The following is a 24,668-nucleotide window of genomic DNA, read 5'->3' as shown; positions in this document are numbered from 1 at the left end:
AAACCGAGGTTTGTGCGAGCGTCAGCGACATTCGTTGCCCCGGTCCCGCCCTGCCCAATCGGGATAGCTCCATTACTCCCCTTCTGCGCCAGCTTACCGATCGCCGGAATAGTTACACGAGTGCCGTTGATGGTAACGGTGATGTTCTGGTTTGCTGAGGTGGTGGCGAACGTCTCCCACGCGCCGATGTTCTCGTCATACTCGTTGATGAGCTGAGACATGCTCTGCGCCAGGCCATCGACCGAGAGACTATCAGTAACAAGAATGCCGTACTTCTGGCCGCTGAGCGCCGGAGACGCTGCGGGTGAAACCGTCAGTGACGTCGCACTGTTGATGGCCGTGATCTGAAACATCTGTACCGGGTTAAAAAGAACAAACAACGTCTGGCCAACCCGAATCTGGCTGGCCGGTGCCGTCCAGTTCGTGCCGGTGCCGGTGGCTGTATTTCCGTTAATGGCGATGGTGCCAGTGTTATAAAGCATATTTTCTCCAGGCAATAAAAAAAACCCCGCCGGAGCGGGGTTTGTTCAAAACTGAATGGGTTAGTGGCAGGTGGTGCTGGTGAACGTGTTGGCGCTCACCCATGACCAGTTAAAGGGATAACCGGCGCGGTACTGCGTCTGATTATTTTGCTTGCGGACTCCGTAGATCTGGACGCTGCTTTCCTGTCCGCCAACCAGGGCTGTTCCGGTGCATACAGGTTGCTGCTTCTCAATAACGCCAGCGCAACCGGAGAGCAATACCGCTACCGCCAGGCAAAGAATCATATTTTTCATAGTTGTTATATCCCAGGGCATTCATGAAGCTACACAATAACAATATGAATCAACGGGATATAATTGATTTGGTAGATCAATTATTCGAAATTGATCGTTCAAAACGATCAATCATAGTTGGCGCAGTTAATGGCCATAATCACGTTCCTCAGATTCGAATACGCGACGTTTTGAAGGTTGCCGCCGGGGGTTGTCTGCGGTCTGGCGAATATCCGCGTATTGCTTCCCTCAAGTTTTGCCATGCTCTTGTATATGGCCATGTATGGCTGCGGCTGACCGCCAGCCGATATAACCCCGGTAATTAGCCCCAGCATGGCAGGCATACAGGCCCACTTCCCCGCCAGAGTTGTATTGATGTTGTATCCTGAGCTGGCATCCACCCCGGCGGTACCGAGGGTGACAACATCGCTCAGCGTGCGCGTTTCGTTTGTTAAAATCAGCGTCCCTGATGCATCCCACACAGCCAGCCCGTAGTCTGGCTTTGTCTGCGGGAAAATAGAGAAAAAATAAACGTACGCTGTGCCGGTTGCATTCGGTCTGAGAAAATCAATCGTGATGGTGTTCCCGCTTATCGTCTGGGTGATTTCGACCTCAACCGTGCAATGAACGAAGGCGACAACAGGCTGACCTGCGGGGAATGTGTGCGTCACTTTGGTATTGAACCCCGATGTTCCCTGAAGTGCCGCTGTCTTTCGCGCCTGAAGAGCGATTGGCGAGCTGTTCGCGGTCACCCATACTTCCCCGCTCGTGGTCGTCAGTAAAACGCCATACTCCGCCATTTATGCCCTCTCGATCTGGAAAATGAGATAAGCCGCTGCCGCAGGCTCAGTCCCTGCTGAGTAGTCGGTATCGCCTACTGCTGACACTGTTGCTGTTCCCCCCGAAATGGTGATCTTCCTCCGACTCGTTCCAAACTGATCGCCGTTCATGCTCTGAAAATAGGTCAGCCTGCAACCCGGTGGAAGCGCTACGGTGTAAGAGCCTGTTTTCTGGTTCTGGGCCAGCTGGAGATAGCCACAAACGCTGACAGGCTTAACACCATAGTTATTTACATTGCCTGAGGCGTCCCATGTCTGAACACCATATTCCGCCATCCAGTCCTCCTGAAAAAAAAGAGGCCCCGTAAGAGGCCTCCCGTTACCATGTTCCCGTGATTCTCCCGATCTGCACCCTCAACACATTCCTGGAGTCCCGCACGCTGATTGTCTGGTTTGTCTGTTTCATGGACCCCTCACCAGCTGTCGAACCGTAGTTCTCAAACGTACCGCCCTTATCCAGCCTCCACCCGACTGAGCCAGCAACATAGTTATTGGACTGGATGTAGTTGCCGATCTTGGCGTTGCTGATGGTGCCATCACCTATCAGTGCGTCTCTGATGAACACCTGCCCGTTCTGAATAACGAACGGAAGCGTAACGGTCGCTCCGGCCTGGTGAGTAACGGCGAAGCGGTCAGCCAGGAAGATAACCTGCGACTGCATGCCGGACGGCGTATTCTCCACGCCGATCCCCATCCCTGCCGCGTAAAGCTGACCATTGCTGGATAACCCGACCTTAATGCTGTACATCGCCTTCAGGTCGCCGTTGACGTTCGCAATGGCCTGCGCGTTGGTGGTGATCGCTGAAGTGTGCCCGTTCACCGTCGCCGTGATGCTGTTTACCTGCGTGGCCATAGCCTGCTGGTAATCGGAGAACGTCTGGTTCAGGCTGTTGATGGATGCCTTGTTGCCGTTAACGTCAGTCTGCAAACTCAGCAGCGAACGCGCCGTTGCCTCCTTCTCGTTGACGATCACCTCATCGATGCGGTCCAGCTGCGCGCTGTTGCCGGCGACGGATGCCGACAGCGTTTTGCGCGCGGCCACCTGCGCCAGATTGCCCTGAATAATCGCGATGGCGGAGTTCTTCACTCCTCCCGTCATACCGTCCACAGACACGCTGATGTTATCGATGCGCTGGCCCAGCGCGGTATCAGCCGTCGCCACTGTCTGCTCAAGCTTGCTCAGAGAAGAAGACACATCTCCGACCGTGCTCGACAGGTTTGTAACGCTGGTCTGAACCTTCCCGATATCCTGGGCGTTTTTGGCGATTTCCTGCGCCTGTTGCGCCAGTTCGTCGTTGGCCTGTTTGATGTCGTTTGCCATGCCAGCAATTTTTGCATTGCTGTCCACCGCGTTCTCGATCAGGTCTTTGAACGTATCGGAGCCTTTCATGTCCTCCAGAATGGCATCGGTGATATCGGATACATCGATGCTGGCCTGCCCGCGCACAAAGTCTGTATACCCTGATTCGTTTCCGCTGCGGTCCACCAGCTGCGCGCGGTACCAGAAAATTTGCCCTGCCTTAAGGCCCATCTGCTGATACTTGCGCTGCGGATAGGGTACATCTGCCAGCAGCATCGCATCGTCTTCGGTACCGGTCAGGCTGTACTGAATTTCCGTCTTCAGCGTGTCGTCGGTGTTCGCCGGGAATCCCCAGCTCAGCTCGATACCGAAAACCACATTATCAGAAGCGATGAAGCCGACCGGTTTCGGCGGATTGCCCACCTTCCCCGTCAGCGTTTTCTCTTCTGAATAGCCCCATCCGGACGAGATTTCTGCGGCATTGATTGCGCGCACGCGCACCAGGTAGCGCCCGGCATATATCCCCGGTACGTCGAATGACGTTGTGGAGCTGCGCGGCACGTTAACCCAGTTCCCGTCGTTGCGGCGCCATTGCGCTTCATAGGCGATAGCATTCTGCGCCTGGTCCCAGCTCACGCGCATGGTTTCGACGCTGATATTCTGCTGCACCACCGAAAACGAACTGATTACGATGTTGTCTGGCGGTGACTGATTTCCCGGAGGGATCACGCTCACCGGACGCTGGTCAATGATGGCTCCGGTATCGATTCGGGCATATTTATCCGGATCGTGCCATGCACCGGTAATGGTGAAAGTGCCATCATCGTTATCAGCGACACTCACAACACGATACTGCTGCGCGTAGAGTTCGTTTGACTCAACCACCCAGACAGCTTCGGCCTGAGGCGTCTCACTGTACGCGGTGGTGACTGTGACCGATTCCCCGTTAACCGCCTGAATGGTCCTGCTCTGTGACGCTCCGGAGGGAAGGTTGAGGATAAGGCGATCACCTGCTGCTGCATCAGCTACACGGTCAAGTTTGATAACGCGACCATTAACGGCGCTGATGCGGCCGCCCATAACCTTTCCGGAAAGCAGCTCGTCTGCCACGGCGATGATGTAGCCCGGCTGCGGAATGTTTCCGTCCAGCCCGACATCAAACGAAACAACACGATCCTTGTTGTTGGTGAGAATACCCCAGCGCCCCTTTCGGTTCGCCTCTGACTGCCTAGTGCAGCCGATGGCTGTCATTTCCAGCTGATTGAAGCCGTACCGCGCCACCAGCGCCTGCTCGAATACGGGTTCCATCGCGTCAGCATAGGCGTTACCGGGATCGGACCATGAAACCAGCGCTGTAGTGTAGCGGGTTTTCGTGGTGCTGCTTGAATAGGTGAAGCGACCGCCAACAACGTTAGCGCGCGTGTAGCTGTAATCCACATCACGGGGCATATCGGCCAGAGCAACGATCTGATCGCCACCCCAGTACGTCATGCCACGGAATATGGCCGCAAAATCACGCAGGACTGTATAAGCGTCGTTTCGGTCCTGGATGTACACGTTGCAGGTATAGCGTGGTTCTGTTCCATCGCCACCCTTACCGTCCGGCACCATCTGATCGCAATACTGGGCGACCTGATAAAGCGTCCACTTATCGATGTTAGCGGCAGTCAAACGGTGACCGAGGCCGAACCGGTCAGAAACAACCAGATCGTAAAAAATCCACGCAGGGTTATCCGTCCATGCCCACTTAAACGCCCCGGTCCATGTCCCGCTGTAAGAGCGGGTTTCTGGGTCGTAAGTATCAGGAACCCGAATAACGCGGCCACGAGGCTCACAGGAGATCTGAGGTATAGAGCCATTAAACTGGCTGGAGTCGAATTCAATGTAGAGCAGCGCGGTGTTCGGATATCGCAATTTCGCATCAATCACCTCAGTGAAGCTCTGTAGCGTCATCGTGTCGCCGATTTTCGCGCTGTTGGCGTCAGCGGTAATTTTGCGCAGTCTGATTGTCCAGGTGCTGCCCGCCTGAGGTAAATCAATACGGTGGCTACGCTCATAACCTGAGGTCGTTTTCCCGGTCACGCTGGTATTGAGGACTGTCTGCCATGTCCCGCCGTCCGTCTGCAAGTCAATCGCATAATTAACCGAGTAACCAACCAGATCGCCATCCTCCTCCTGCTTGAAAAGCGAAGGCCATTTCAGGCGTAAACGAACCGCCGAAAGCTGTGTATTGGTGAAGGTTCGTGTCCACGCTGTAGCGCTCGTTACCTCGGTTCCCACGCTGATTTCGTTTTCGGTACCGGGAATGCCCTGAATGTACTTCTGGGCCTGTGTACCCGCGCGAAATTCCCACGTAACGCCGCTGAAGTTTTGGGAGCCGTCGGCGTTCTCCAGCGCCGTTCCGTCCAGGTAGATATCCTTCCCGGTGAGCTGTCCAGCAAACTCCCCTTCCCCAAGCGCAACGAGGATCTTTGCCTTCGCTACAGATTGCAGATCATCAGGCTGTTCGGTAGGAGTTCGGGAACTGGAGCTCCCCCCTTTTCGTCCGGTAATTTTATTCGCCATATCACGCCCATAAAAAAAGCCACCCGAAGGTGGCTTGTAAAAAGGTTTGTTATCTACTGCTGATCCTCGACATAAATGCCGGCGGAAATAATTGCCCCGCCGATTCGCCGGCGGCCGTAAAGGAGCGGAACCGGGTAACCCTGTGCGGCGGTGTTTGTCACCCCACCGAATGCGTACGATGCACGGTTATCTGCGCTTTGTTTGCTGGCCAGGCCCCCAGGTTGAGGAGATAGCATTTGGACAACACCTCCCAGCATCACCGCAGCGCCAAATTTATAGAAAAACGGAGATGCTGCTGCCCAGGGAGTAAAATTAAGTACTGCGCCAACAGCAACGAGGGCTGCTCCCAAAATAGTTTGCAACACTCCAGCCTTTTTGCTGCCGATGACAACAGGCACAATACGGATGACTTCACCCGTTACAGGGAACCCTAAATCATCAACGCTGATATTCTTTTTATCTTTGTAAACGGCGTAAGTAAGGCCTCGCGCCTTGCTTGTATTCAAGAACGTCTCGAAACCTTTGATTGTTTTTGCAAGAGCATTGATTGCTTCTGAGGTAGTACGTATAAGACGATGATGTACTCTCCCATACGTTTTACCCAGAACGCCACCAAGTTCAATTCTGGTCATTATCTCTTGCATATGTTCTCCTAAATAAAAAAACCGCCTAAGCGGTTTAATTTTTAAGTTATCTAAGGCCTCATATATTGAGAGCTTAATTTGGGGATGTTTTTCTCTGCCCTGTTTTTATTCACATCTTTGAAAAAGATTTTCTTAACGGGGATATCATATCCTGCGCTTGCACACAGCATAGAAATCACTGCCTGGTCAATAGGTTCACCGGTTTGAGAGTTAACATCAAATGATGCCGCAATAAGTTTACCATCTGCATTTTTACCTAAGAATGTTGCAAACAGTTGTTTTCCGGCATAAGCGCCGTATGAATTCTTACCATTAACATATCCACAATAAGTAAAAGTGGTATCTGGATAGGGAAAATCCATATGGTAGAATTTTGCAGCATCAGGGTCCTTCATTTCTTCTCTGATAACATTTTCTACTGAAGATTTTTCTTCTTCAGTAATTGGTCTTGCCTCAACGTGCATACCAGTAAATGCCAAAATCAATAGTGCTAAGCGTTTCATTTTTCCCCCTTTATGTTTGAAGGTTAATGATAACAGGCCCAGTACCCTTTCAGAAATATGCCGACCCAGCGAATTCATATTAGCGTTTTGAAACGTAGAATCTTCATCGTTCTTTCCTGCCAGTATCCACCATACGGCACGCGCTGACTCAGGTGACCGTACAGATGATGCAGCAGCATATTGCCCTCCAGCAGTATACCCGCGTGGTTCCACTTATCAGCCTGCACCTGCATGATCACCATATCGCCAAGTTTCGGCGGCCCGTCGAATTCACGGAACCCGCACTCGTACCAGCAATCCTGATAGAAGTTGTCCGGGTAGTCGTTTTCCCACCAGGGATAATCAACCCGGTAATCGTGCAGTTCGATACCATGCGTTTGCCGGAAATAGCTCATCACCAGCCCCCAGCAGTCGAAGTGACCAAGCACAAAAGGACGCTCCAGCAGCGGCAGCTCTCCGCGCGGCTGAATGGTACGTAAATCCCCCTCCGGCCAGCTCACGATATGCCAGGGTAAAAGCGTTGCGTCGCATTGCGCTTTATCCAGTTCGCTCGGCTGCGTAGTGGCGTCAGGGTGGCTGTGAACGATGGCGATCACCGTACCCCAGTCCTCAGCGGCTGCGTAATCTTCCGGGCAAAGGACAAAATTGTCCTCCGGCGCCGCGGCAAGATTCCGGCAAGGAAAATAACGTTCAACGCGGCTTTTCTGCGCCACCACACCACAGCACTCACGAGGATATTCAGCGGCGGCATGCGCCATAATCGCATCAATGGTTTTCTGACGCATATCAGCTCCTGATCAGCGACGTACCCGGGAACCCACCAAACGAGAGTTCGTTGCTTTCACCGAACCGAAGTTTGCAGGCCGTCAGCGTGCCGTTGCATTCATCCAGTGACGGATCGCTTACCGGGTTGTTGTTTTTGTCGAAATAGCGCGTACCGGCATAGTCGCAGCCATCGCCGGTGCGGTACTTATTACGAATGCACCATGTACACAAGGAATGAAGCTGCCGCGTCGGGATCATTTGTCCCTGAAGATCCATAGGGCTGGACAGTACAAACTCGATGGTTTCGCCAGCAAGCTCGGTCGTTTTCCCGTCGATATACCAGACCTGAAGTTTCTCCTGAGTCGGATCTGCTGTAGGGTTACCGCCTGCGAAGTTTTTCGCGTCGAGATATTTTGCCTTTGTGTCGTGAATAGTGACCTTAGCCTGTAGCAAATCGTCGTACGCAAGACACAGGGCAGAAATAGAGCTTTCGATGTTCGCGACCGTCAGAGATGGCGTCGCATTGCTGCCACTGGTCGATTTCTCCAGCCCTTCCAGCTGATACGGCCAGGCGGAATATTCATTACCCTGCCACCAGATTGGTTTCGCCGGGAGCTTGGCCTCATCCCCTCCAGCGGCGACTATTTCCGCTTCAGTGTGGGGAATGTTGTAATTGTGAAACCGGAGAACGTCCGTCAGTCCAAAAGAAGAACCGTCCACCTCAATCAGGCGAACGTCGTTCCCTGATTCCAGCTTCTGATAGTCTGCGTTTAAGCTCATGGTTTAAATGCCTGGATGAATGTTGCTTCAAGGTTGAATTTCCCCGCGCCGAGCCCGGTGGGTTTATACGTTTCGCAACGATACAAACCCAAAGGTTCGAGCGGTGGCTTCCACTGAAAGGCTTTCGTCCCTTCATGCCTGTCGAGAAAAGATTTAATGGCGGAAATGTAGGTTTCGTTGCCAGTAAAGTTGAGCGTCCACTGCTGGGTTCTGGTATTCAATCCATCCCCTGAAACCTGCTCATATCCATCACCAAACTGTGCTTTCCTGACGCGGAAATTTATATCTGCCTCAGCGTTAATTCGTGGGCACCAGGTGAAAGTTTCGATAGTCATTTTTATCGGGTTCCTTTCATTGCGTTCCAGATGTCACCGCCAGGGCGAATATCTCGCATGATGTTCTGCTTATATCGCTGATCGACATATTTACCGACATCAGCACCAAATTGCTCAAGGCCGGGTGAAGTCTGCGTGGAGGTATTTCCGTTGCCATCGATGGTGATATAAACCTGTGGCGCCGAAGATACAGACTGACCACCACCAGCGCCGACCGCACGAACACCGAGTGAACCATCCGGTGCGCGGGTCAGCGGCATGATTGCCTCCGGCCCAGCCTCGCCCATGATTCCGGCCCCGCCTTTCGCGAAAGCGAACATGGTGGGGTTTCTGACGATCCCATTACTGAAAGCGCTCAGAGATGGAGAGTCATAAACGCCGCCTTTAGCGTTAAACTGAAAACTCGAACCGTAACTGGAAACCGCAGTACCGGTGCTGGCTGATGCTCCCGCACCGCCCCCGAAGAAGCTGCCTACGCTGCCGATGAGTGAGCCAAAAATGCCAGAACCGGAAGACCCACCCCCCATCGCGCTGACCACTGCCATTTGCAGAGCGACTTTTTCGATAATCTGTAAAACAGAGATACCCCAGGATTTCCAGCTGACCTTATTGCCTTCCAGCATTGAGGTGACATTACTAAACGCGCTGTCGAGTGTGGTTTTCACCCCATCAGAAACCGTGCCAGAAACATTGCTGATTTCATCGAACCAATTGGCATAGCCGCGTGATACTCCGGCCATCCAGTCCGCTTCAGCTGCTGCTATAGCCTTGTATTTCTTATCCAGGTCATCGAGGGCAGCCGCGCGTTGTGCGATGGCCTCGGTGCCGCCGTCCGTTTTAGCAAAAACACGCTCGATCTGTTGCGTCTCGTCGAACCGGCTGCGCTGGCGATCACTCATGCCTGCGGTTTCGGTTGTCAGTGTCGCCTCATCCCTGAACTTTCGGGCCGCTTCAGTTAAATCCTTCAGAGCATCGGCTTGTTCGCGCTGCTTACGTACGTTTTCATCGGCTTTTTGCGTCCATTTTGCCAGCTCTGCTGATGATGCCTGGATAGCCTTGCGCTGCTCGTCGGTCCATTTAGTGCCTGCCTGATGCGATGCTGCGTATAGCTCAGACGCTTTTTCTCCTTCCGTTGCCCTGACGCGTTGCACATCGATAGCCACGCTCAGATCGGCCATTTTGCGGGCATATTGCTCAGCGGTGCTGGCTGCTGCGCGCTCGGCTTTACTCTGAGCACTTGAGGCGGCAGTAGAGGTTTTTTTTGCCTCGGCTGCTGCTGCATCCTTTTTGGCGGCCTGATCCTTGTTGTAGATGTACTGGGTATAAAGTGCTCCAGTCAGCTTCAGATCTTCCGCTTCATAAACGTGCTGCTGATGAAGTTTCTCTAATCCACTTAAGCTGGCCAGCTCATTATCGCGGCGTGAACGTTCCAGTGCTGTTTGCTGCTGAGGCGTTGCATTAGCCAGTGAGACCACTGGCCCGGTATACTGCGGAGGTTTGGCGCCTGCGGTTGCTGACATTGAGCGGTTTAGCAGGTCATAGGCACCTTTCAGGATCGAGACGGCGCCAGCCTGTTCGATAGCCTTTTGCGTTGCCAGGTCGCTGGCATCGTTCACCAGCTTCTGCGTTTGCTCGACTTTTGAAGCGGCCTGTTCCCGCTGATACTCCAGCTGATTCAGCTTATCGGTAAGTTCAATGTTTTTGGCCGTGATGTCGGCCTGGTCCATGAAGGTATTAATCAAGGTCAGCGTCGGATGGCGGTTATAATCCTGCTGGATTTGATCTACCGCCTTGAGGCTGTCTTTCACCTTCGCGATCTGAGAGTCGAGGTCGGCCAGGTCCTGCTTTTGTGCCTGTAAAGAGGTCCGCGCATCTGCGGCGGTCGACCGAAGGCCGAGCACAGACATCTGCTGGAGTTTGGCGTTGATCTCGTCAAGGTTGTTGGCAAAGCCGACAGCCTCACGGTGTACCTGCTGGGTATGCTGATACAGGCCATACATCGCAGCACCGGCACCGATAATAACGCCTGGCCATCCACCGAGAATGCCCAACACTCCGCTACCCAGCCGTGACATTACCGAGGCTGTATTGGTGAGGTTGTTAACGGCAGAAGCCCTTCCAGCAAGAGCTGTGTTCAGGGATGCCTGAGCTGCGGCAAGATTACGTTCGGCAACAATCTGAGCCTCAATACTTGTCGCCGCTGCGCGCGCCTGTTGAGCGCGGTAAACCGCCTGGCGTCCAGCAGCAACGCTAACCTGAGCGCCACGGACCTGAGCCTGAGCCAACGCTACCTCGGCGGCCGTATTAGCGAGCACTGCTCGGGTTGACTGGCCGACGCTGCCGACCATATTGCCAAAATATCGAGCCAGACCCACGCCAACGAGAATGCCTGCCGTGTTTGCCACATCATCAATGTTATTCGCCAGACCATCCAGCACGCCGGATAGCGTGGAGGATGCGCCGACGGCATCGTTCGCCCCGCCAACCCAGGCGAGAAAAGCATTTTGCACTTTCTGTGCAGAACCGCTGATTGACGCCGGAAGAGTGTCAAACTCTTTACGCAGGGTCTCAACGTTTGTCAGCAGCGGGACGATCTTGTTGGTCGTCAGCTCGCCGTTGTTGGCCATATTTCGCAGGCCACCAACAGTGGTACCCAGACCATCAGCCAGCAGTTTCGCCAGGCGGCCACCGTTCTCCATGATGGAGTTAAATTCTTCGCCTCGCAAAACGCCTGAGCCAAGCGCCTGGCTAAGCTGGGTGATAACAGAGCTTGCCTCTTCGGTACTGGCGCCAGACAGCTTCAGCGAGGTTGCTACGGTTTCCGTAACTTTTGCGACGTCTGCGGAGGCATAACCGGCCTCACGCAGGGACTGAGCAATTCGGCTGTAAAGGTTGCTGTTTGCCTCGAGGGATGTTCCTGTGCGCTGGCTGATCTCCATCAGCACGCGCTGAGATTCCACGTAATCCTCGCTTGAGGAGGCAGCCAGGCGCAGACGCCCATTCAACTGGTTCCAGGTATCAGCAAACGCGATGAGCTGATGCGTGGCAAATGCCCCAGCCCATGCCCCGGCAAGCTCAGTCGCAGAAGATCGCACGCTAGCAAGCTGAGAATTCAGTTCAGCCAAAGACCGCTGAGTTTCACGCGTGGCCGCTGCTGCTTTTTTCCCGCCCTGTTCCATAGTGCGGTAGTAATCCGTCCCCATACGGGACGCTCTGGCGATCTCAGACTGAAAAGAAGACGAGTTCGCAGAAATTTTGATGATTAGCTCGCGCAGCGTTGCCATATTTCACCCATAAAAAAGCCCGCAGCCGCGGGCGTCAAAGACTGGATATCCATTCTTCAAGTTCAGAGACTTCAGAGCCTTCTTCCTGCTCACCCCATTTCAGCATCACGTCAGGTATGGTGAATTTCCCGCCCTGAGAGTTCAGCATTGCAACGGAGATCTGCGCCGCCTGTGCATCGGAACGCCAGTCCCCAACAGGACTTATGCGGTCAAACTCGATCCACATTTTGAGCTCGCTGGCGGTTATGGTCTGGCGCAGCTCGTGCAGAGTACGCCCCATCCGAAGCGCCAGTGACATCAGGAAGAAGGTCAGCGGCTGCTTTACGGCTTTCCCGCTTCTTCCTGACTCATTCCGAGGCCAAGAGCCTGAGCCAGCAGGCGCGCATGCACAGGACCATAAATTTTGGATACCAGCTCCTGATCCTCGTCACTGAATACGCGCTCGCCGTTTTCATCCAGCAGTACGTCAATAAACAGAACCACATCCGCCTCTTTGTTACGCAGGAACTTCTCCGCCTCCGTCAGCGTCGGGGCCTCTTCGCCTTCGGCGAGCTGAGGATTTACGATTTCCCGGAATTTCACCCAGGCATCGCCGGACGGTTCGCGCAGCGTTACCTTTGCGCCATCCCACTCAGGGACCGTAATACCGTCTTTTGTGCGATAGGCTTTTGATGCAGTAAGCGCCACGTCGCGTAGTGAATTCTGTGATGTTTTTTGCGCCATTTCATTTTTCTCTTGTTACATGGTCGAAGGGATAAAAAAAGCGGCCGAAGCCGCTCAGGAACCAGACGCGTAAATGCGTTTAGGTTTGCCGCGTACACGCAGAGAATAAGTCGCGCCAACAACGGATGAGGTTGCAGCAGACCATGAGCTCTGGCGAACCTCCACAAGCACGTAGAAACCATTACCAGACGGGAATACCACGCGCAGCGCACGCAGTTCGTCATTTTCGTAAGCGGTCTGGAGTGCCTCCTGTGCTGCTTCATCGCCAACCCAGTTACGGGTAATGCTCATTTCAGCAGGTGCGGCGAGGCCGTTCGTTTGCTCCTGTTCAGTTGAGCAAAGCGTGGTTACGTCAATATCCCCTTTTTGACCGCCAGTGAAGGTGATCTCCTTTGTTGCACAGGCCGCTTCCAGCCAGGTAACACCAGCCCCCGGGAAACCTGAGGTATTAAAATCCTCGGCGGTTACGGGTGCGTCGGAGACGGCAAAGGTCATCCCCTTTGTAACTTCATACTTACTGGTCATGATTTCTCCAGATAAAAAAAAGACCGCCGGAGCGGTCTGTGATGGTGAATGAACTTAAACGGTCACCTGAAATTCAAGCGTGGCCCGGTGATAATGCAGATCAGGTTCATAACCAGGCGTTTTGACAATGTTCTCAGGCTTCAATGTTTGCAGGGCTTCCAGCGCCATATTCCTGATCGTACGCGCTTCAGTGATAGTGCCGGAGTAAACATCGACTTGCACCGAAACGGCTGATTCCGCCTGGCCGCAAAGAACGTCGGCGGCCGCGTCGGTAATAATCGAGAAAATTACCCAGGGCGGCGAGACTGAAGGCTTTCCGTCACTGCCGAGCGGCGCAACGTAGGGATAAACCTGCCCTCCGGCCAGCGGTGCCAGCAGAGGATAGAGATCGTCTTCCGTCATTTGCTTAACGCCTCGTCAATGGCCTGGTTCATGCGCCTGATCGCGACCTCTGTCGCCTGCTCCTGGCGGACGTCAAACGCGGGACGAATGAAAGGATGTGGCGGCATGTTGGCAGTTCCCATTTCAACGAATCGCCAGTAAAAGGCGTTTCTCGGGTTATTCGCCTTCATCGTTTTATCGCTGTTGCCGGTGCGCGGGTTAACGCCACGAATATGGACGCCGGAGGAAATCTCCCCGCGGCGGCGGCTTTTTTGGGTCACCACCACCACGTTTTTTTTCAGTTTCCCGGTGCGCACTGGTGCGCGTGCGATTACTTCTTCCTTAAGCACTTCGGCACCGGCGCGCGTGGCATCACGCAGGACCTTGTTGTTTTCAGCGCGGCTAAGCGCCTCCAGGTCCTTTGCGATACCATTTAACCCAGAAAAATCAAGGCTTGTCTCTATCATTTTTCAATCCCCAACTTGCACAATATCTCCAAGCGTTCGCCCTTTTCATCAGGGACAGGAGGAGCTATTACGTTGAGCGTTTTGCCTCTGTATGGTCCACTTTGAACCTTCAGCCTAGATGCCGCGGTTATTGTTTCTCCCGATTTCCCCCGAACCCATACCCTGACGTCAGCCTGAGCAATTTCGGCACCGGCAGCCATTAATTCTCTTCCGCTCCGGCCCCTTATATCTGCGCGGATGGTTTCACCATCTTCCCATGTTTGAACTGGCTGGCCTGAATCGTCACGTATATGTACGGGGTTTTGTATCACAACAATTTGTATGAGCTTACCAGCGGATATAGCCATGAATTCCCTCAAATAATTGTAGGAAGTCGGAGGTCATGAATTAAAAACGACACAGAAAAAGGAAGCTCTCCATGAATTAAATCTTCTTTATCAGCTAGATCAGGGTTTCGGTACAGCATGCCCACCAGACGCATCGTGGCGGCCTTCATCCGACTTAGCGCTTCGCCTTCTATTAACCTGCCTTTCTCATCAACGATCTTGTCCCGGCTTCCCTGGATAAAAGCCAGCAACACCGAACTTGCTTCCTGTATTTTTTCCTTAAGTGGGCCGTCGTCAGCATCATGATCAATGTGCAGGTGCTCCTTAATCTCAGCCAGTGTCACAAGTTCAATCACGTTTTATCCCTCCCGTCGCGGCCACGCTTGGCAGCCAGGGTCCAGCCTTTCGAACCTGCCTCACCCGGCTTGTACTGGGTCTGCTCGTCGCAGTGCCAGAGCGAACCGCCCCATGTAACTGTGTCGCCAGGCAGATATTCCTGACCGGATTTGAATACGCCCTGATAAATCATCACAGGCACGTCAAAGGATTTGGTTTCGCTGGCGCCACTGGTGCGGTTAACCGTCAGGGTGAAGCTACGCTGCTCAGATCGCTGAATATCAATGCCCGCAACGCCGTCAACAAGACACTCCCAGCCGCGCATGCCATGGGTTTTCTCGTAAGCGCGCCACAGGCCGCCGTTATGCGTTGCATAGCTGCCACGCGGATAGCTTTTCTCTTCATCAATAAAGGGGAGAATTTCAAGAGCCAGCGCGTCCCGACCATCTGCGCCATCCTTACCCGGTTCAGCTGCGGGCAGAGCTGCAATCGCCTCATTAACCAACGATTTCACATCTGGCAGCTCCGGCATGGATGCGGAAACCAGCTCCTGAATCATCGGCTGGACGTCTTCAGTTGTGACACTTTTACCGTCCTGCGGTACCGGGATAGCGGCTACCGCCTCACTGACAGCTTCTTCAACTGCCTGTTTAAGCATGGCGGGATCAAAGTCTTTACCGTCCTTTGGTACAGGTATCTCTGCCACGGCATTGCTGACCAGCTCCTGTAAAACGGGGGTGATATCGTCGACCGTGACACTTTTACCGTCACGCGGTACCGGGATGGCGGCTACCGCCTCGCTGACCATAGTGGCAACATCTGGAATCTCCGGCGCTGCCTGGGCTGGTAATTTAGCAATTTCCGCTTTCACCATGCTCTCGACGTCTGGAGCGGGCGCATTACTGATTTCTTCAACCTGCTTTGCGAGACTAGTTAGCCTCTCCTCATAGTCCTCTTTCAGCGCCTGAATACTTTTACTGAAGCTGTCACGCATTTCAGCGAGAACCTGACCAAATTCCTCGCCCAGCACCTTTATCAGGGATAGTTCGCGTTCATTCATTTTGTAAGAAATCCTCTGATCATGGCTTTGGCTGCCGACTGCTCAGCATCGGTTAAAGCCTTTCCTTCATTCGTTGAGGCTGAAGGTTGGGACAAACTGCTTTTACCAAACGGATCATCCGAAGCATCACGGCGCGCCAGCGCCTCAAGGCTGAAGTTCTGCTGTTGAAGGTAAAGAGAGTCCCCTCCAGCTAGGGGTGGCAGGTTCTCACTTTTCCTCGCTTCGTTTGGTGTGAGGATAGTATTTTTCACCCCTTCCCCCAGGGATTTGATACGGCGTTCACTGTCCATACGCAGCAGCGCATTAACATCAAACTCAGTCCCTGTATCACCCTCAAGTTCAAACGCTTCATCCAGCAGCAATTCGATGGACTCAATCAGTGACTGAAGACACTGTGAGTAATACTGCTGATCCTGCGCCTCGATGTTGTCATGTGTTGGCAGTTCACCGATGCCAACCTTATAAGCAGGCACGTGAAATACTGAACAGACAATCTGCGCGGTCATGCGAAGCTGTTCGACAGTTTGCGCATCAGCAGCTGAGACTGTCCGGGGAACATATTTCGCACCATTGCTCAGAATGGCGGTTTTACCCGCATTTTCCCCGGTATAACCAGTGTCCCAGTTTTCTTTGATCTTCCTGGCGTTCTCTTCCGTAATCGAGCCCGGAACCTCGATAACACCGCTGGGTTTCCCGCCATTGCGGAAAAAGTACGCTGAGCTTTCCTGAATATGGTGACCCTGCATTGCAGCCAGACCAGCAGCATAAATCGGGGAAAGACCAATAAGGGGATGGAACAGACAGTTGAACCGATCGTGAATAACCTCTCGTGCCGGTACAGTCACAGATGATTCAATACCGGCCATGTTATCCGGATTGATCTGGTAGAAGACAGAGCCATCATCAGCTACCAGCGGCGTAACCTTGTTCCAGTCCAGCAGCCTCAGCTCGGTTATCTCACCGCGATTGTTCCGGATCTTGAGCGCAACGGTATTACCTTCGCACAGCTTGGAATTCAGCCAGTGCTCAAAGAACTGGATGCGGTTCTGAAAGGCATTTGGCCTGGAATACAGCGAGGCTATCTTTCCGGTTTTAATTTCCCTCCGAACGCCATTTGAATCCTGTTTCATCAGGCGCGGAGGCATTTTAGCGATATCACTTGCGATCAGAGATATGCAGGAAAACACAGCATAATAGGAGAGAACCGTTTTGGGCTTAATTTCCATATTCTGCTGCCAGGCCCCGGCGTAGGGTTCGTGGACATAACTGAACATCGGTGTCCAGCCCCCGCGGTTGACAACAGGCTGCTGTAGATTTTTGACTTGCCCCTCTTTACTTCGGAAAGGATTCCACATTAGCCGTTCTCCGCTCTACGCTTATTCTTCCTCACCCTGGTAGTTACCTCGGTGAAATATTCAGCCTTGCCAAGCAGCACCAGCACCCTTGCGCACCGATCGTCCACGGTCTTTACGTCTCCCGTAACAGAGTCATGTGTGCGTTGCAGATATCTGATTTTTGCCATGCATATGGCGGGGTTTCCCCCGCCCTCCTTTCGCGTTAGCTTCCCTGGTTAGAGCCGTAGTTCACACCAGAAATAACCGCCACCGCTGCCGTGCGGCGACGCTTCCAGTTGATCCAGCGCTCGGCACGGATAGCCACGCTGTTCGTCTGGAACATGGAAACCAGCTCCGTTCCGGTTGGGCTGACGCTGTCGCCAGTAGGATCGCTTTCCATTTCCAGAGAGGCTTCACGTGACATATCCACTGCCACACCACCGTCGTCAGCCAGATAAATATCCGGCGCGTTCAGCAGGGTAAGATTGCTTCCGGCGTACTGCGAAACGATAGCCGGAAGCCCCTGGAATGTGCCGCCAAGCAGGGTCATTTCCGGATACATTTTCTGACCCAGAGCATTTTTCTTCATGGACAGTGCCAGCGCGTTGGTGCTGGACATGATCCACACGCCGCCAGTTGGCTGGAGGTTATTGGAGACAAACTGAGCGAATGCCGCTTCAGCATCTGCATCCGGATCGCCGGTTGATGGAACAGCCACAATACCGTTGGTAATTGAGGCCGGAGAGACGTTAGCAACTTCAGCTTTCGCCGGGTTAATGAAGTCCGTATCCAGGCGTGCAATGACCGCTTCTGCCAGCGCATTACGCACCAGTGCATCAGCTGCCGGATTGGAGAACCGGATCAGCTCATCGGTCAGCACCGCAATGGCTGCGACTTTGGCGAAGCTGAACGTGATGGACTCAAAGTCGAATTTGGTCAGCGGCTTGGCCTTACCCTGACCTACCCAGCTTGCAGATCCGCCGGAAGTTTGTGCCGGAATGCGAATGTTGAACGGGACCTGACGCAGGGCAGGAATACCACCCTGACCGAAACGACCGATAATGGTCTGCGGGCGGAGGAATTCAACAAAATCATTTGCGTATTCCTGATACTCCACCAGCGCACCAGCCCACTGAGGATCGGTCGTTGTGCCAGCACCAACAGCGGCTTTCAGCACATGGTGAAGTTTCGCATCATCCGGGTACTGCTTACGTGCAATTTCCAGCGCTTCAGAACGGCTGCCGTTTGCCGCCGCCAGTGCCTTGGCAAAACGGGCAAAGGCGATACCTTTCTCCAGATTTTGCTCAACGCGAATGATCCCCGGCGCGTTTGCCTTCACGGTGGTGAATTCGCCACCAGCAGCTTTAGATACCGGTTTTGCAGTCGATGCCAGATTGCTTTCCATGTCGCGCAGTCGTTTGAGGTGCGCATCAACTGATTTAATTTCTGCGGATGTGTTGTCGTAGCTCTCTTCTTCTTCAGCGTCCAGGGTGCGTCCCTCTTCAGCCGCCTTTGACATCACTTCATCAAGTGATGCGGCCAGCGCTGCACGCTTCGCTTCAAAGCTCTTGATTTGTTCTGCGATATTCATCGAAATGTTTCCTTTTTTGGTTTTGGGTGCTGTAGCGCCAGCGGTTTTAGAAGTTTTCACTACCGGTTTCTCATTGCCTGACGCGGCGAGAAACTGGCGATCGAAAGATTTAACGGTCTGGATGGAGCATTCGGCATTGGCCGGAATGGTCACCGCCGAGACCTCAAGCAGGTCCCAGGACAAAAAGCGAATACCGCCTTCATCCAGGAAGGAATACTCAATTGGGCGGAACCCAATCGACAGGCCGCGTACCAGCCCCGTCTTAATCGAAGCCCACGCTTCATCAAGACGTGCGATTAACTGGGATGGCATGTCAGGGGTTGGTTTCACGAGCTTTGCTGTGATCTGCAACCCCTCTTTCACCATTTTTGGCGTGCAGGTGCCAATAGGCTGAGAGCGGTCGTGCTGCCAGAGGAACGGCGTATCGCTGCGGAATTTCGCCCCCTCCGGCTCCATAATGTCACCGTCACGATCGGGAGACGGTGTTGAGGCGATGCCGGTGATAATCCGCTCATCCTCATTTACCGACTTCACCGTCATGAGGGTGCAGGCGCGTTTAAGCGTCATTTGCTGGCCTCCAGAAATGAAAAAACCCGCATGCGCGGGCAATTAACTGACGTGTGTGTTAAACGAAAAATACCTGGTAGTCTTTTTTGACCGGTTCGGGGTTAAGCGCCATTAACGTAACGGCGTTGAATGTGGCCATAAGAGGGTCAATTTTCCCCTTCCCGCTGGCCTGTTTGGTGATGAGTATGGCGTTACCTTTCGGCTCTACACGGGCGTTGCCTACGCACCATGCCATCAGAAGCTGACCACCATGAAGCAGAACACCTTCAGCCAGCTTTCGCTCGGTAGTCTTAATGGCGCCGCCGAGTTTCCAGCCCTGGCTGACCCCGGTTACAGCCTCATCAGGAATGCCTGCCTCACTGAGCGCATCAAGAATTTGCCCGACCTCAGAAGGGTCAATCCCGATTTTGTCCAGCAGTTCGGCTTCATAAATCCGGCTGACATACTCTGCAACCTGCTCAACATCCTCGCCCACCCTCTTAACGATCGTCAGGTCACCGGCCCTCTCAAAATCCTTTAATTTTGAAATTTCGCTCTTTCGTCTTTCCAGGGCGATGGTATGCGCCCATGCATGACACCAGCATAACCATTCGCGAGTCTGGCGATCGCGCCCGATAACGGCCAGGCCAAGAAGGTCATCGAGACCACCGCCATCTATACCAACTGTGACCACCTCAGAGCGGCGCAGAATATCTTCAAAAGTGACGCGCCTTGCCTGTTGCTCCCAGAAATCCGCCCCTGCCCATCGGTCAGCGCGCAGGGCGAGACCGATTTCAACGTTGGCGTGCTTGGACATAAAGCCACGGAAGTCTTCTTCCCCGGCTTCTTTCGCTTTGTTGTATTCGCGGTAAAGAAACTGCTCGTCAACGGAGTAACCCAGGTTGGGGTTAACCATCGCGAGGTTATCCAGAAGAAGATGCTCTCCGCTGGCAACCATTTCCGGTGGATGCTCAAATATCACCGGAAGAAAATGCGGGTCGTGAATTTTTCCGTCGCGAACGTCACGGGCGTACTGTAACTTTTTCTTAAACACACCAGCAGGCGGTTCGTTGGACTGCGTGGTTGTGTACATCACAAAGCCTTCCGGTCGTGATGCCATGCCACCGACTGCCTCGCGCAGCATATCTTCGGAGTTATGTTGCTTGCCAAAAAGCCACAACTCGTCAATGAGCGTGCCGACAGATTTAATCCCCGATACGGTGTTGGGATCGGCGGCCACCACTTTCAGCGTCGTGTCCGTTCCCCTGTGGGTGATGGTCCTGATGTGTGTCTGCACCTGACAGAGGTCATCCAGATCATCATCCCGCTTTACCATATCGCGCGCCGGGTTAAAGGCGTTTGTCGCCACCTCTACAGTCGGGGCGATGATGGTGTACCCGGCAGCCTGACGCCAGTTGAGCAGCAAGGCCGTCATCATTATCCCGGCGGCCAGCGTAGATTTGGAGTTTTTTTTGGGGATCAGTACAAACACTTCTGTAATGTGTCTGCGGCCGGTTTCGGCATCATAGGAGCCGAACAGCGCGGCAACGAGATCGAAAACCCACTGTGCGCAGGACTCACCGAAAGTTGGCGATCCTGGAGCATCAACGATTTTCAGTTGCCTGAAAACGTTCAGGGCTATTTCAGCCTGCTCCGGGTAAATCGGGGCAGGAATAATAGACAGGCCTTTCTTCAGGCGCTCCGCCCAGTCAGGGCAGGCAGTTGTCCACTCCGGCATCATGTATTCCCGCGATTGTTAACCACCAGTTTCGGCGGCTGCTGAATTGCGAACTTATTGGCCGCTTTTTTGGCAGCCTCAGCTTTTGCATCCTTCTTACCGCCCTCACCTTTCTTCTGATGCATATAAGGCAGCATGGCCTTTGCAGCATCTTTCCTGGTTTCGATTTCGTAACCAACGTTGTTCATAACCGATTTCAGGAAGTCGAGAGGGTCTTCATACTCACCGGCGGACGATGCCGCAGGAGGTCGTTTTTCTTCAGGAGTGTTTACTGCTGGGGTATAAACATTCCTGCGATACGCAGGTTCGTCATCCACCTCAACTTTTTCTCGTTTTTTCCGCTCAATAAACGCGATGACCTCCGGGTCTTTAGCAAGCTGCGACCCCTTGGAACGCGCGGATTTTTCAGAATATCCCGCCTTTATTGCCGCATCCTTCTGAGACATCCCGGACATCAGCGCGAGAGCATATTTCCGCTTCTGCGCTGTTAACATGTTTACACCCTCCAGAGGGGGATTTTTTCTGCGAATGAGAGGGGGGGCGGTGTCCAGGGCGATCGATGTTTACTCTGGATGATACCCCCCCACAGGAGTTGGCAGGGGTCAGAGCCCTACAAACCCTGACTCCTGACCGCCTTCAGGCACCTTATGCTTCAGCGCTTGTTCATCTGGCTGACCGGTGGCGGCTTCACGTGCAGACTTACCTGCATGACATTCAGTGCAGAGAGTCCACAGGTTGCGCTCCGAGTTATCGCCACCGAACTGAAGCGCGATGCGGTGGTCGAGTTCACTGTCAGTCAAATCAACAACCCGATTACACATACAGCAGTGACCACTGTCACGCGCATAGATGCGGCGCTTCAAACTCACCCTTGCACTTCCACTTATGCGGCGCTGCTCACCGTAAACCGGTTTGATGCGACGCGTCTCAATGACTTTCAGGCGTGGTTTTAACGTTGTGAGCTTAGACATGTAACCTCCACGCCCGACGGCGTTCTGTACGTGGCACTGAGTCAGGGTGACGCTCAACAGGCTCACCATCAGCATGATCCACCAGCGAGTAACACGGATAAACCACAGCCCCGCCATAGGCATCACCAACGGCATAATCGGCAGGCTTGCTGCTGTCCCATCGAGAAAGGACTCGTTCAATATGCTGAGGAGGTACGCTATAGCAAACCCCGTGTATCAGTCGCGGCAAAGTGATGAAGTCTGTGCGAGTCTTATCAGCAACTATCAGCCGTTCGGCTATCTGCATTTGATACTGTGGCGGGCGGCCGGTACCGAGATAAAAGCTCACTAGCGCCTCGGGAAAACGAGCAAACCACTCATCCATCAATTCAGTAAAACTAGCAACAGGAAGCGCATCGTCCTCACACACCACTACCCGGCAGGGTTGGCAGGCAGCCCATTCAAGCGCTCGGCGATGATTCCAGTTAGCTCCGTGGTTACCGTCATCAATAAGCAGATGAGCATCAAGCAGCGCAGCAAGACGTTGTGCATGAACTATGCGAGAGACATGGCCGACCACCACAAACTTTATGTCTTCAGCCACCAGCGAATCTCCAATAAAAAAGCCGCACGATGGCGGCTACTGTCTGTGTCTCAGGCTATCGCTTCGCTTTAACCCTGGTTAAAGTATGTGTTCAGCCCGTCAGTGGTGAGACACTGACGCACTCTGTTGCGGAGGGATGGCTGATTACCTCTGAATAAGGAAATATTATGTCTAACGAACAACGCATAGAAAGCTTCGAGGCACGCATTCGCAAACTTGAAGAAGAAAATGCCAATCAGAAGCAAAAGCTGCTGACACACGAAGTCATGACAGGGCTTATGCTAACTAATGTATTAAGATTAATTGACTCTTTATCTCCCAATACAAAACCATCGCAAAAGCTGCTGGAATCCCTTCAAAAGGCTCAAGCAAAAATTCCTGATAGCGATGCGAGAAATGATCCCCACACAAAGGACGCATTTGAAATGGCAATCAAGGCAGTGAATCGCGCGTTAAAATAGCAACTGTATCAAGAAGGCGATCCTTCATTTTATCATCTTCTTGAATGCTTTCTGCGGCCTGCATTTGGGCCGCAAATACAATCTTAGTTACAATACCTTCCGCATAGATTACTGCTCTCGCCTTATATCCTTCCAGAGTGAAGTCTGACGAAATATCTTCACGGTAAGGTACAGTCAGCATTGTCTTCTTATCGAGTTGTACTTTGACGTCACCGCCAATAGACTCAACCGTTTTACAGTCCAGTCCCTCCGCTGAAGAGTAACCGTTTATTTTTAAGCTAAACGATTTTTGAGTCGGAAACTCAACCTCATATGAAATCATAAGAACTCCTGTTATTTATGGCGCCACCAAGCATTTTCTTTGCCGATGCCATCAGTTTTGAAAACGGTATGTACCAGAGGGCCGGTGACCAACCTGTCAGCGAATGACTGCGCGACAATACCGAACGCCAGCATGTCACCCACCGCGGCGCCAACCTGTTCTTTCTTCCAGAAACGATAACTCTCGATCCGGTAGTAAAGACGGATGATGCCGTGAGCGAACGCCATTACATCAGCGCGGGTGCCACCCAGCAGACCAGCGTTAAGCATCACATCGTTGCGGTGCGCTTCGATAAACTCCTGATAGATGCGCTCCGGATGATTCTGCTTTGCCCAGGTGTCGGCGTAGGTCTTCGGTTCTGAACCGACATACACCTTTCCGGCTTCCATTTCTTCCCACGGCGCGCGAAGCATTTCGACATCGGTACCATCAGTACACCATACGAACCGGTATTCAGTGTGTTCTCGCAGGTGCTGCCAGATGTGCAGCCAGCGACGGAAGTAGACATTCATCTTCACGTCAGGTACGAGATACAGCTCAACATCTGCCGGGGCCGTCAGTAATTCATCTACCAGCGCTATACGCCCACACTGGCGAAGCGAGGCCGCCCATTTGCTCAGCATGTCAGGCGAAGCCACCATTTTCGTGCCGCGCTGCGGGTCAGGCTGACTGGTGAGCAGCGTTGTGATAACCACGTCGCGCTGCTGGCGGTATTCAACGTAACCAGTAAACCCGGCATCACGCCGTTCGTTGTGGATCTTCACGTTACGTTCCACCAGCGCCTGTCGGTCGGGACGCGGTACCGAACGCTCTACGGCTTCATGCTCATCGAGAGAATGGATCAGTTTTTCTGAACCGACCACATCACCGTAAGCCCATGTCGTCAGGCCAGCGTTATGGATACGTAGCGCGAGGTCACTGTGTTCGTACATGCCGCGACCGTAAACGGGATCGAAACCGCCAACCTTCTCTATGGCGCTGCGGTGGTAATACAGCATCACGCCGCGCTGCCCGGTGTAAGCGATGTGCTTATCATCCCGGTACAGGACCGCCATATCCTTCAACTTATTCGTCCCTGCCAGATCGAGAAACTGGTAAGCCAGGTGTGGCTCGGGTGATTCGATGTAAGGCAAGTGCCAGTTATCAGCGATGGGCCAGGCGTCATCGTCCCACAGGAAGAGATGCTCACATCCGGCATCCATCAGGGCTGACAGGCTGGCGTTCTTCGAAGCGACAATGCCGAGTGATGTTTCGTGGCGAAGCAACTGCACGCCGTCAGGCACTACTGCGGCAGGTTTAGAGCCATCGTCGATAACCACCACCAGCGCACCGATGGGAAGATGTTTGGTGTGCTGCTCAATGGCGAGCTTTAAAATGTCTGGCCGGTTGTGGGTAGCTATGGCAATGCCAATCCGTGACGCTGAAGCGCAGGCAGGAACAAACGAAACACCGTCAATAGTGACCTGCATATTTATCCTCTGATGCGCAAATTTTGAAAATAAAAAACCGCCATCAGGCGGTTAAATTTTGAGAT

27 protein-coding genes and 1 pseudogene are annotated in these 24,668 nt (G+C 53.3%); 1 reads left to right on the top strand and 27 read right to left on the bottom strand.

The genetic code is table 11. The features are described from left to right. From SK47_RS24065 to SK47_RS23040, 25 genes and pseudogenes are all read right to left on the bottom strand, one after another. Positions 1-482, bottom strand: a pseudogene (locus SK47_RS24065) (phage tail protein); the annotation flags it as partial. 60 nt (positions 483-542) lie between these two features. Continuing rightward, positions 543-776, bottom strand: a complete 234-nt coding sequence (locus SK47_RS08225) for a phage exclusion lipoprotein Cor (protein ID WP_017382566.1) — start codon at positions 774-776, stop codon at positions 543-545. Positions 777-883: 107 nt separating this feature from the next. Beyond that, positions 884-1,555, bottom strand: a complete 672-nt coding sequence (locus tag SK47_RS08220; RefSeq protein ID WP_045892418.1) for a hypothetical protein — start codon at positions 1,553-1,555, stop codon at positions 884-886. Then, positions 1,556-1,870 carry a hypothetical protein gene (locus tag SK47_RS08215; RefSeq protein ID WP_022651029.1) on the bottom strand — a complete coding sequence of 105 codons (315 nt, stop codon included), beginning with the start codon at positions 1,868-1,870 and terminating at the stop codon, positions 1,556-1,558. It lies immediately after the preceding gene. Positions 1,871-1,913: 43 nt separating this feature from the next. After that, positions 1,914-5,459: a TipJ family phage tail tip protein gene (locus SK47_RS08210; protein WP_048243865.1), complete on the bottom strand. Its 3,546-nt coding sequence runs from the start codon at positions 5,457-5,459 to the stop codon at positions 1,914-1,916. 53 nt (positions 5,460-5,512) lie between these two features. Beyond that, positions 5,513-6,103 carry a tail assembly protein gene (locus SK47_RS08205; protein WP_048243863.1) on the bottom strand — a complete coding sequence of 197 codons (591 nt, stop codon included), beginning with the start codon at positions 6,101-6,103 and terminating at the stop codon, positions 5,513-5,515. 50 nt (positions 6,104-6,153) lie between these two features. Further along, the gene (locus SK47_RS08200) at positions 6,154-6,606 is read right to left on the bottom strand and encodes a hypothetical protein (protein WP_048243861.1); all 453 of its coding nucleotides are present in this window, start codon (positions 6,604-6,606) and stop codon (positions 6,154-6,156) included. A gap of 74 nt (positions 6,607-6,680) precedes the next feature. Beyond that, a complete protein-coding gene (locus SK47_RS08195) occupies positions 6,681-7,391 on the bottom strand; it encodes a C40 family peptidase (RefSeq protein WP_048243859.1) in 711 nt (236 codons plus the stop codon). A 1-nt stretch (position 7,392) separates the two neighbouring features. Beyond that, a complete protein-coding gene (locus SK47_RS08190; protein WP_023305932.1) occupies positions 7,393-8,151 on the bottom strand; it encodes a phage minor tail protein L in 759 nt (252 codons plus the stop codon). Beyond that, positions 8,148-8,486 carry a phage tail protein gene (locus SK47_RS08185; protein ID WP_048243857.1) on the bottom strand — a complete coding sequence of 113 codons (339 nt, stop codon included), beginning with the start codon at positions 8,484-8,486 and terminating at the stop codon, positions 8,148-8,150. The genes SK47_RS08190 and SK47_RS08185 overlap by 4 nt, the downstream gene beginning before the upstream one ends. A 2-nt stretch (positions 8,487-8,488) precedes the next feature. After that, positions 8,489-11,770 (bottom strand): phage tail tape measure protein, encoded by a 3,282-nt coding sequence (locus tag SK47_RS08180; RefSeq protein ID WP_048243854.1) that lies wholly within the window; start codon positions 11,768-11,770, stop codon positions 8,489-8,491. Between the two features lie 34 nt (positions 11,771-11,804). Continuing rightward, positions 11,805-12,068, bottom strand: a complete 264-nt coding sequence (locus SK47_RS08175) for a phage tail assembly protein T (RefSeq protein WP_048243852.1) — start codon at positions 12,066-12,068, stop codon at positions 11,805-11,807. Between the two features lie 23 nt (positions 12,069-12,091). Continuing rightward, a complete protein-coding gene (locus SK47_RS08170) occupies positions 12,092-12,493 on the bottom strand; it encodes a phage tail assembly chaperone (RefSeq protein WP_032622503.1) in 402 nt (133 codons plus the stop codon). 54 nt (positions 12,494-12,547) lie between these two features. Next, complete coding sequence (locus SK47_RS08165) at positions 12,548-13,018, bottom strand: phage tail tube protein (protein WP_048243850.1); 471 nt, start codon at positions 13,016-13,018, stop codon at positions 12,548-12,550. A 54-nt stretch (positions 13,019-13,072) separates the two neighbouring features. Continuing rightward, positions 13,073-13,420 (bottom strand): tail completion protein gp17, encoded by a 348-nt coding sequence (locus SK47_RS08160; RefSeq protein ID WP_048243848.1) that lies wholly within the window; start codon positions 13,418-13,420, stop codon positions 13,073-13,075. Further along, positions 13,417-13,866, bottom strand: coding sequence for an HK97-gp10 family putative phage morphogenesis protein (locus SK47_RS08155; RefSeq protein WP_048243847.1), 450 nt, complete (start codon positions 13,864-13,866; stop codon positions 13,417-13,419). Before SK47_RS08155 ends, SK47_RS08160 begins: the two co-directional genes overlap by 4 nt. Beyond that, a complete protein-coding gene (locus tag SK47_RS08150; RefSeq protein ID WP_048243845.1) occupies positions 13,863-14,213 on the bottom strand; it encodes a phage head closure protein in 351 nt (116 codons plus the stop codon). Before SK47_RS08150 ends, SK47_RS08155 begins: the two co-directional genes overlap by 4 nt. Before the next feature lie 8 nt (positions 14,214-14,221). After that, complete coding sequence (locus tag SK47_RS08145) at positions 14,222-14,548, bottom strand: head-tail connector protein (RefSeq protein ID WP_048243843.1); 327 nt, start codon at positions 14,546-14,548, stop codon at positions 14,222-14,224. Then, positions 14,545-15,588 carry a phage portal protein gene (locus SK47_RS24270; protein ID WP_048243841.1) on the bottom strand — a complete coding sequence of 348 codons (1,044 nt, stop codon included), beginning with the start codon at positions 15,586-15,588 and terminating at the stop codon, positions 14,545-14,547. Before SK47_RS24270 ends, SK47_RS08145 begins: the two co-directional genes overlap by 4 nt. Beyond that, on the bottom strand, positions 15,585-16,943 hold the full coding sequence (locus tag SK47_RS24265) for a phage portal protein (RefSeq protein WP_048243836.1): 1,359 nt from the start codon (positions 16,941-16,943) through the stop codon (positions 15,585-15,587). Before SK47_RS24265 ends, SK47_RS24270 begins: the two co-directional genes overlap by 4 nt. A gap of 202 nt (positions 16,944-17,145) precedes the next feature. Next, the gene (locus tag SK47_RS08130) at positions 17,146-19,080 is read right to left on the bottom strand and encodes a phage major capsid protein (RefSeq protein ID WP_048243833.1); all 1,935 of its coding nucleotides are present in this window, start codon (positions 19,078-19,080) and stop codon (positions 17,146-17,148) included. Between the two features lie 58 nt (positions 19,081-19,138). After that, positions 19,139-20,800: a terminase large subunit gene (locus SK47_RS08125; RefSeq protein WP_156172554.1), complete on the bottom strand. Its 1,662-nt coding sequence runs from the start codon at positions 20,798-20,800 to the stop codon at positions 19,139-19,141. Beyond that, complete coding sequence (locus tag SK47_RS08120; protein ID WP_000954404.1) at positions 20,797-21,291, bottom strand: terminase small subunit; 495 nt, start codon at positions 21,289-21,291, stop codon at positions 20,797-20,799. The genes SK47_RS08125 and SK47_RS08120 overlap by 4 nt, the downstream gene beginning before the upstream one ends. Positions 21,292-21,399: 108 nt before the next feature. Then, positions 21,400-21,768, bottom strand: a complete 369-nt coding sequence (locus tag SK47_RS08115; protein ID WP_048245051.1) for an HNH endonuclease — start codon at positions 21,766-21,768, stop codon at positions 21,400-21,402. Further along, a complete protein-coding gene (locus SK47_RS23040) occupies positions 21,761-22,354 on the bottom strand; it encodes a hypothetical protein (RefSeq protein ID WP_075262085.1) in 594 nt (197 codons plus the stop codon). Before SK47_RS23040 ends, SK47_RS08115 begins: the two co-directional genes overlap by 8 nt. Positions 22,355-22,518: 164 nt before the next feature. Here SK47_RS23040 and SK47_RS08100 point away from each other — a divergent pair, with 164 nt between their 5' ends. Continuing rightward, positions 22,519-22,812, top strand: coding sequence for a hypothetical protein (locus SK47_RS08100; RefSeq protein ID WP_048243824.1), 294 nt, complete (start codon positions 22,519-22,521; stop codon positions 22,810-22,812). Here the strand turns inward: SK47_RS08100 and SK47_RS22745 are convergent. Both SK47_RS22745 and SK47_RS08090 read right to left on the bottom strand, forming a co-directional pair. Next, positions 22,784-23,134, bottom strand: a complete 351-nt coding sequence (locus SK47_RS22745) for a hypothetical protein (protein ID WP_053071084.1) — start codon at positions 23,132-23,134, stop codon at positions 22,784-22,786. The genes SK47_RS08100 and SK47_RS22745 overlap by 29 nt on opposite strands. Before the next feature lie 11 nt (positions 23,135-23,145). Beyond that, a complete protein-coding gene (locus SK47_RS08090; RefSeq protein ID WP_048243822.1) occupies positions 23,146-24,603 on the bottom strand; it encodes a glycosyltransferase family 2 protein in 1,458 nt (485 codons plus the stop codon). Between the last annotated feature and the right edge of the window lie 65 nt (positions 24,604-24,668).

The sequence above is a fragment of the Enterobacter sp. BWH52 genome, assembly GCF_001037565.1.
Taxonomy (GTDB): domain Bacteria; phylum Pseudomonadota; class Gammaproteobacteria; order Enterobacterales; family Enterobacteriaceae; genus Enterobacter; species Enterobacter hormaechei_C.
This window is presented reverse-complemented; position numbering and strand designations above follow the sequence as displayed.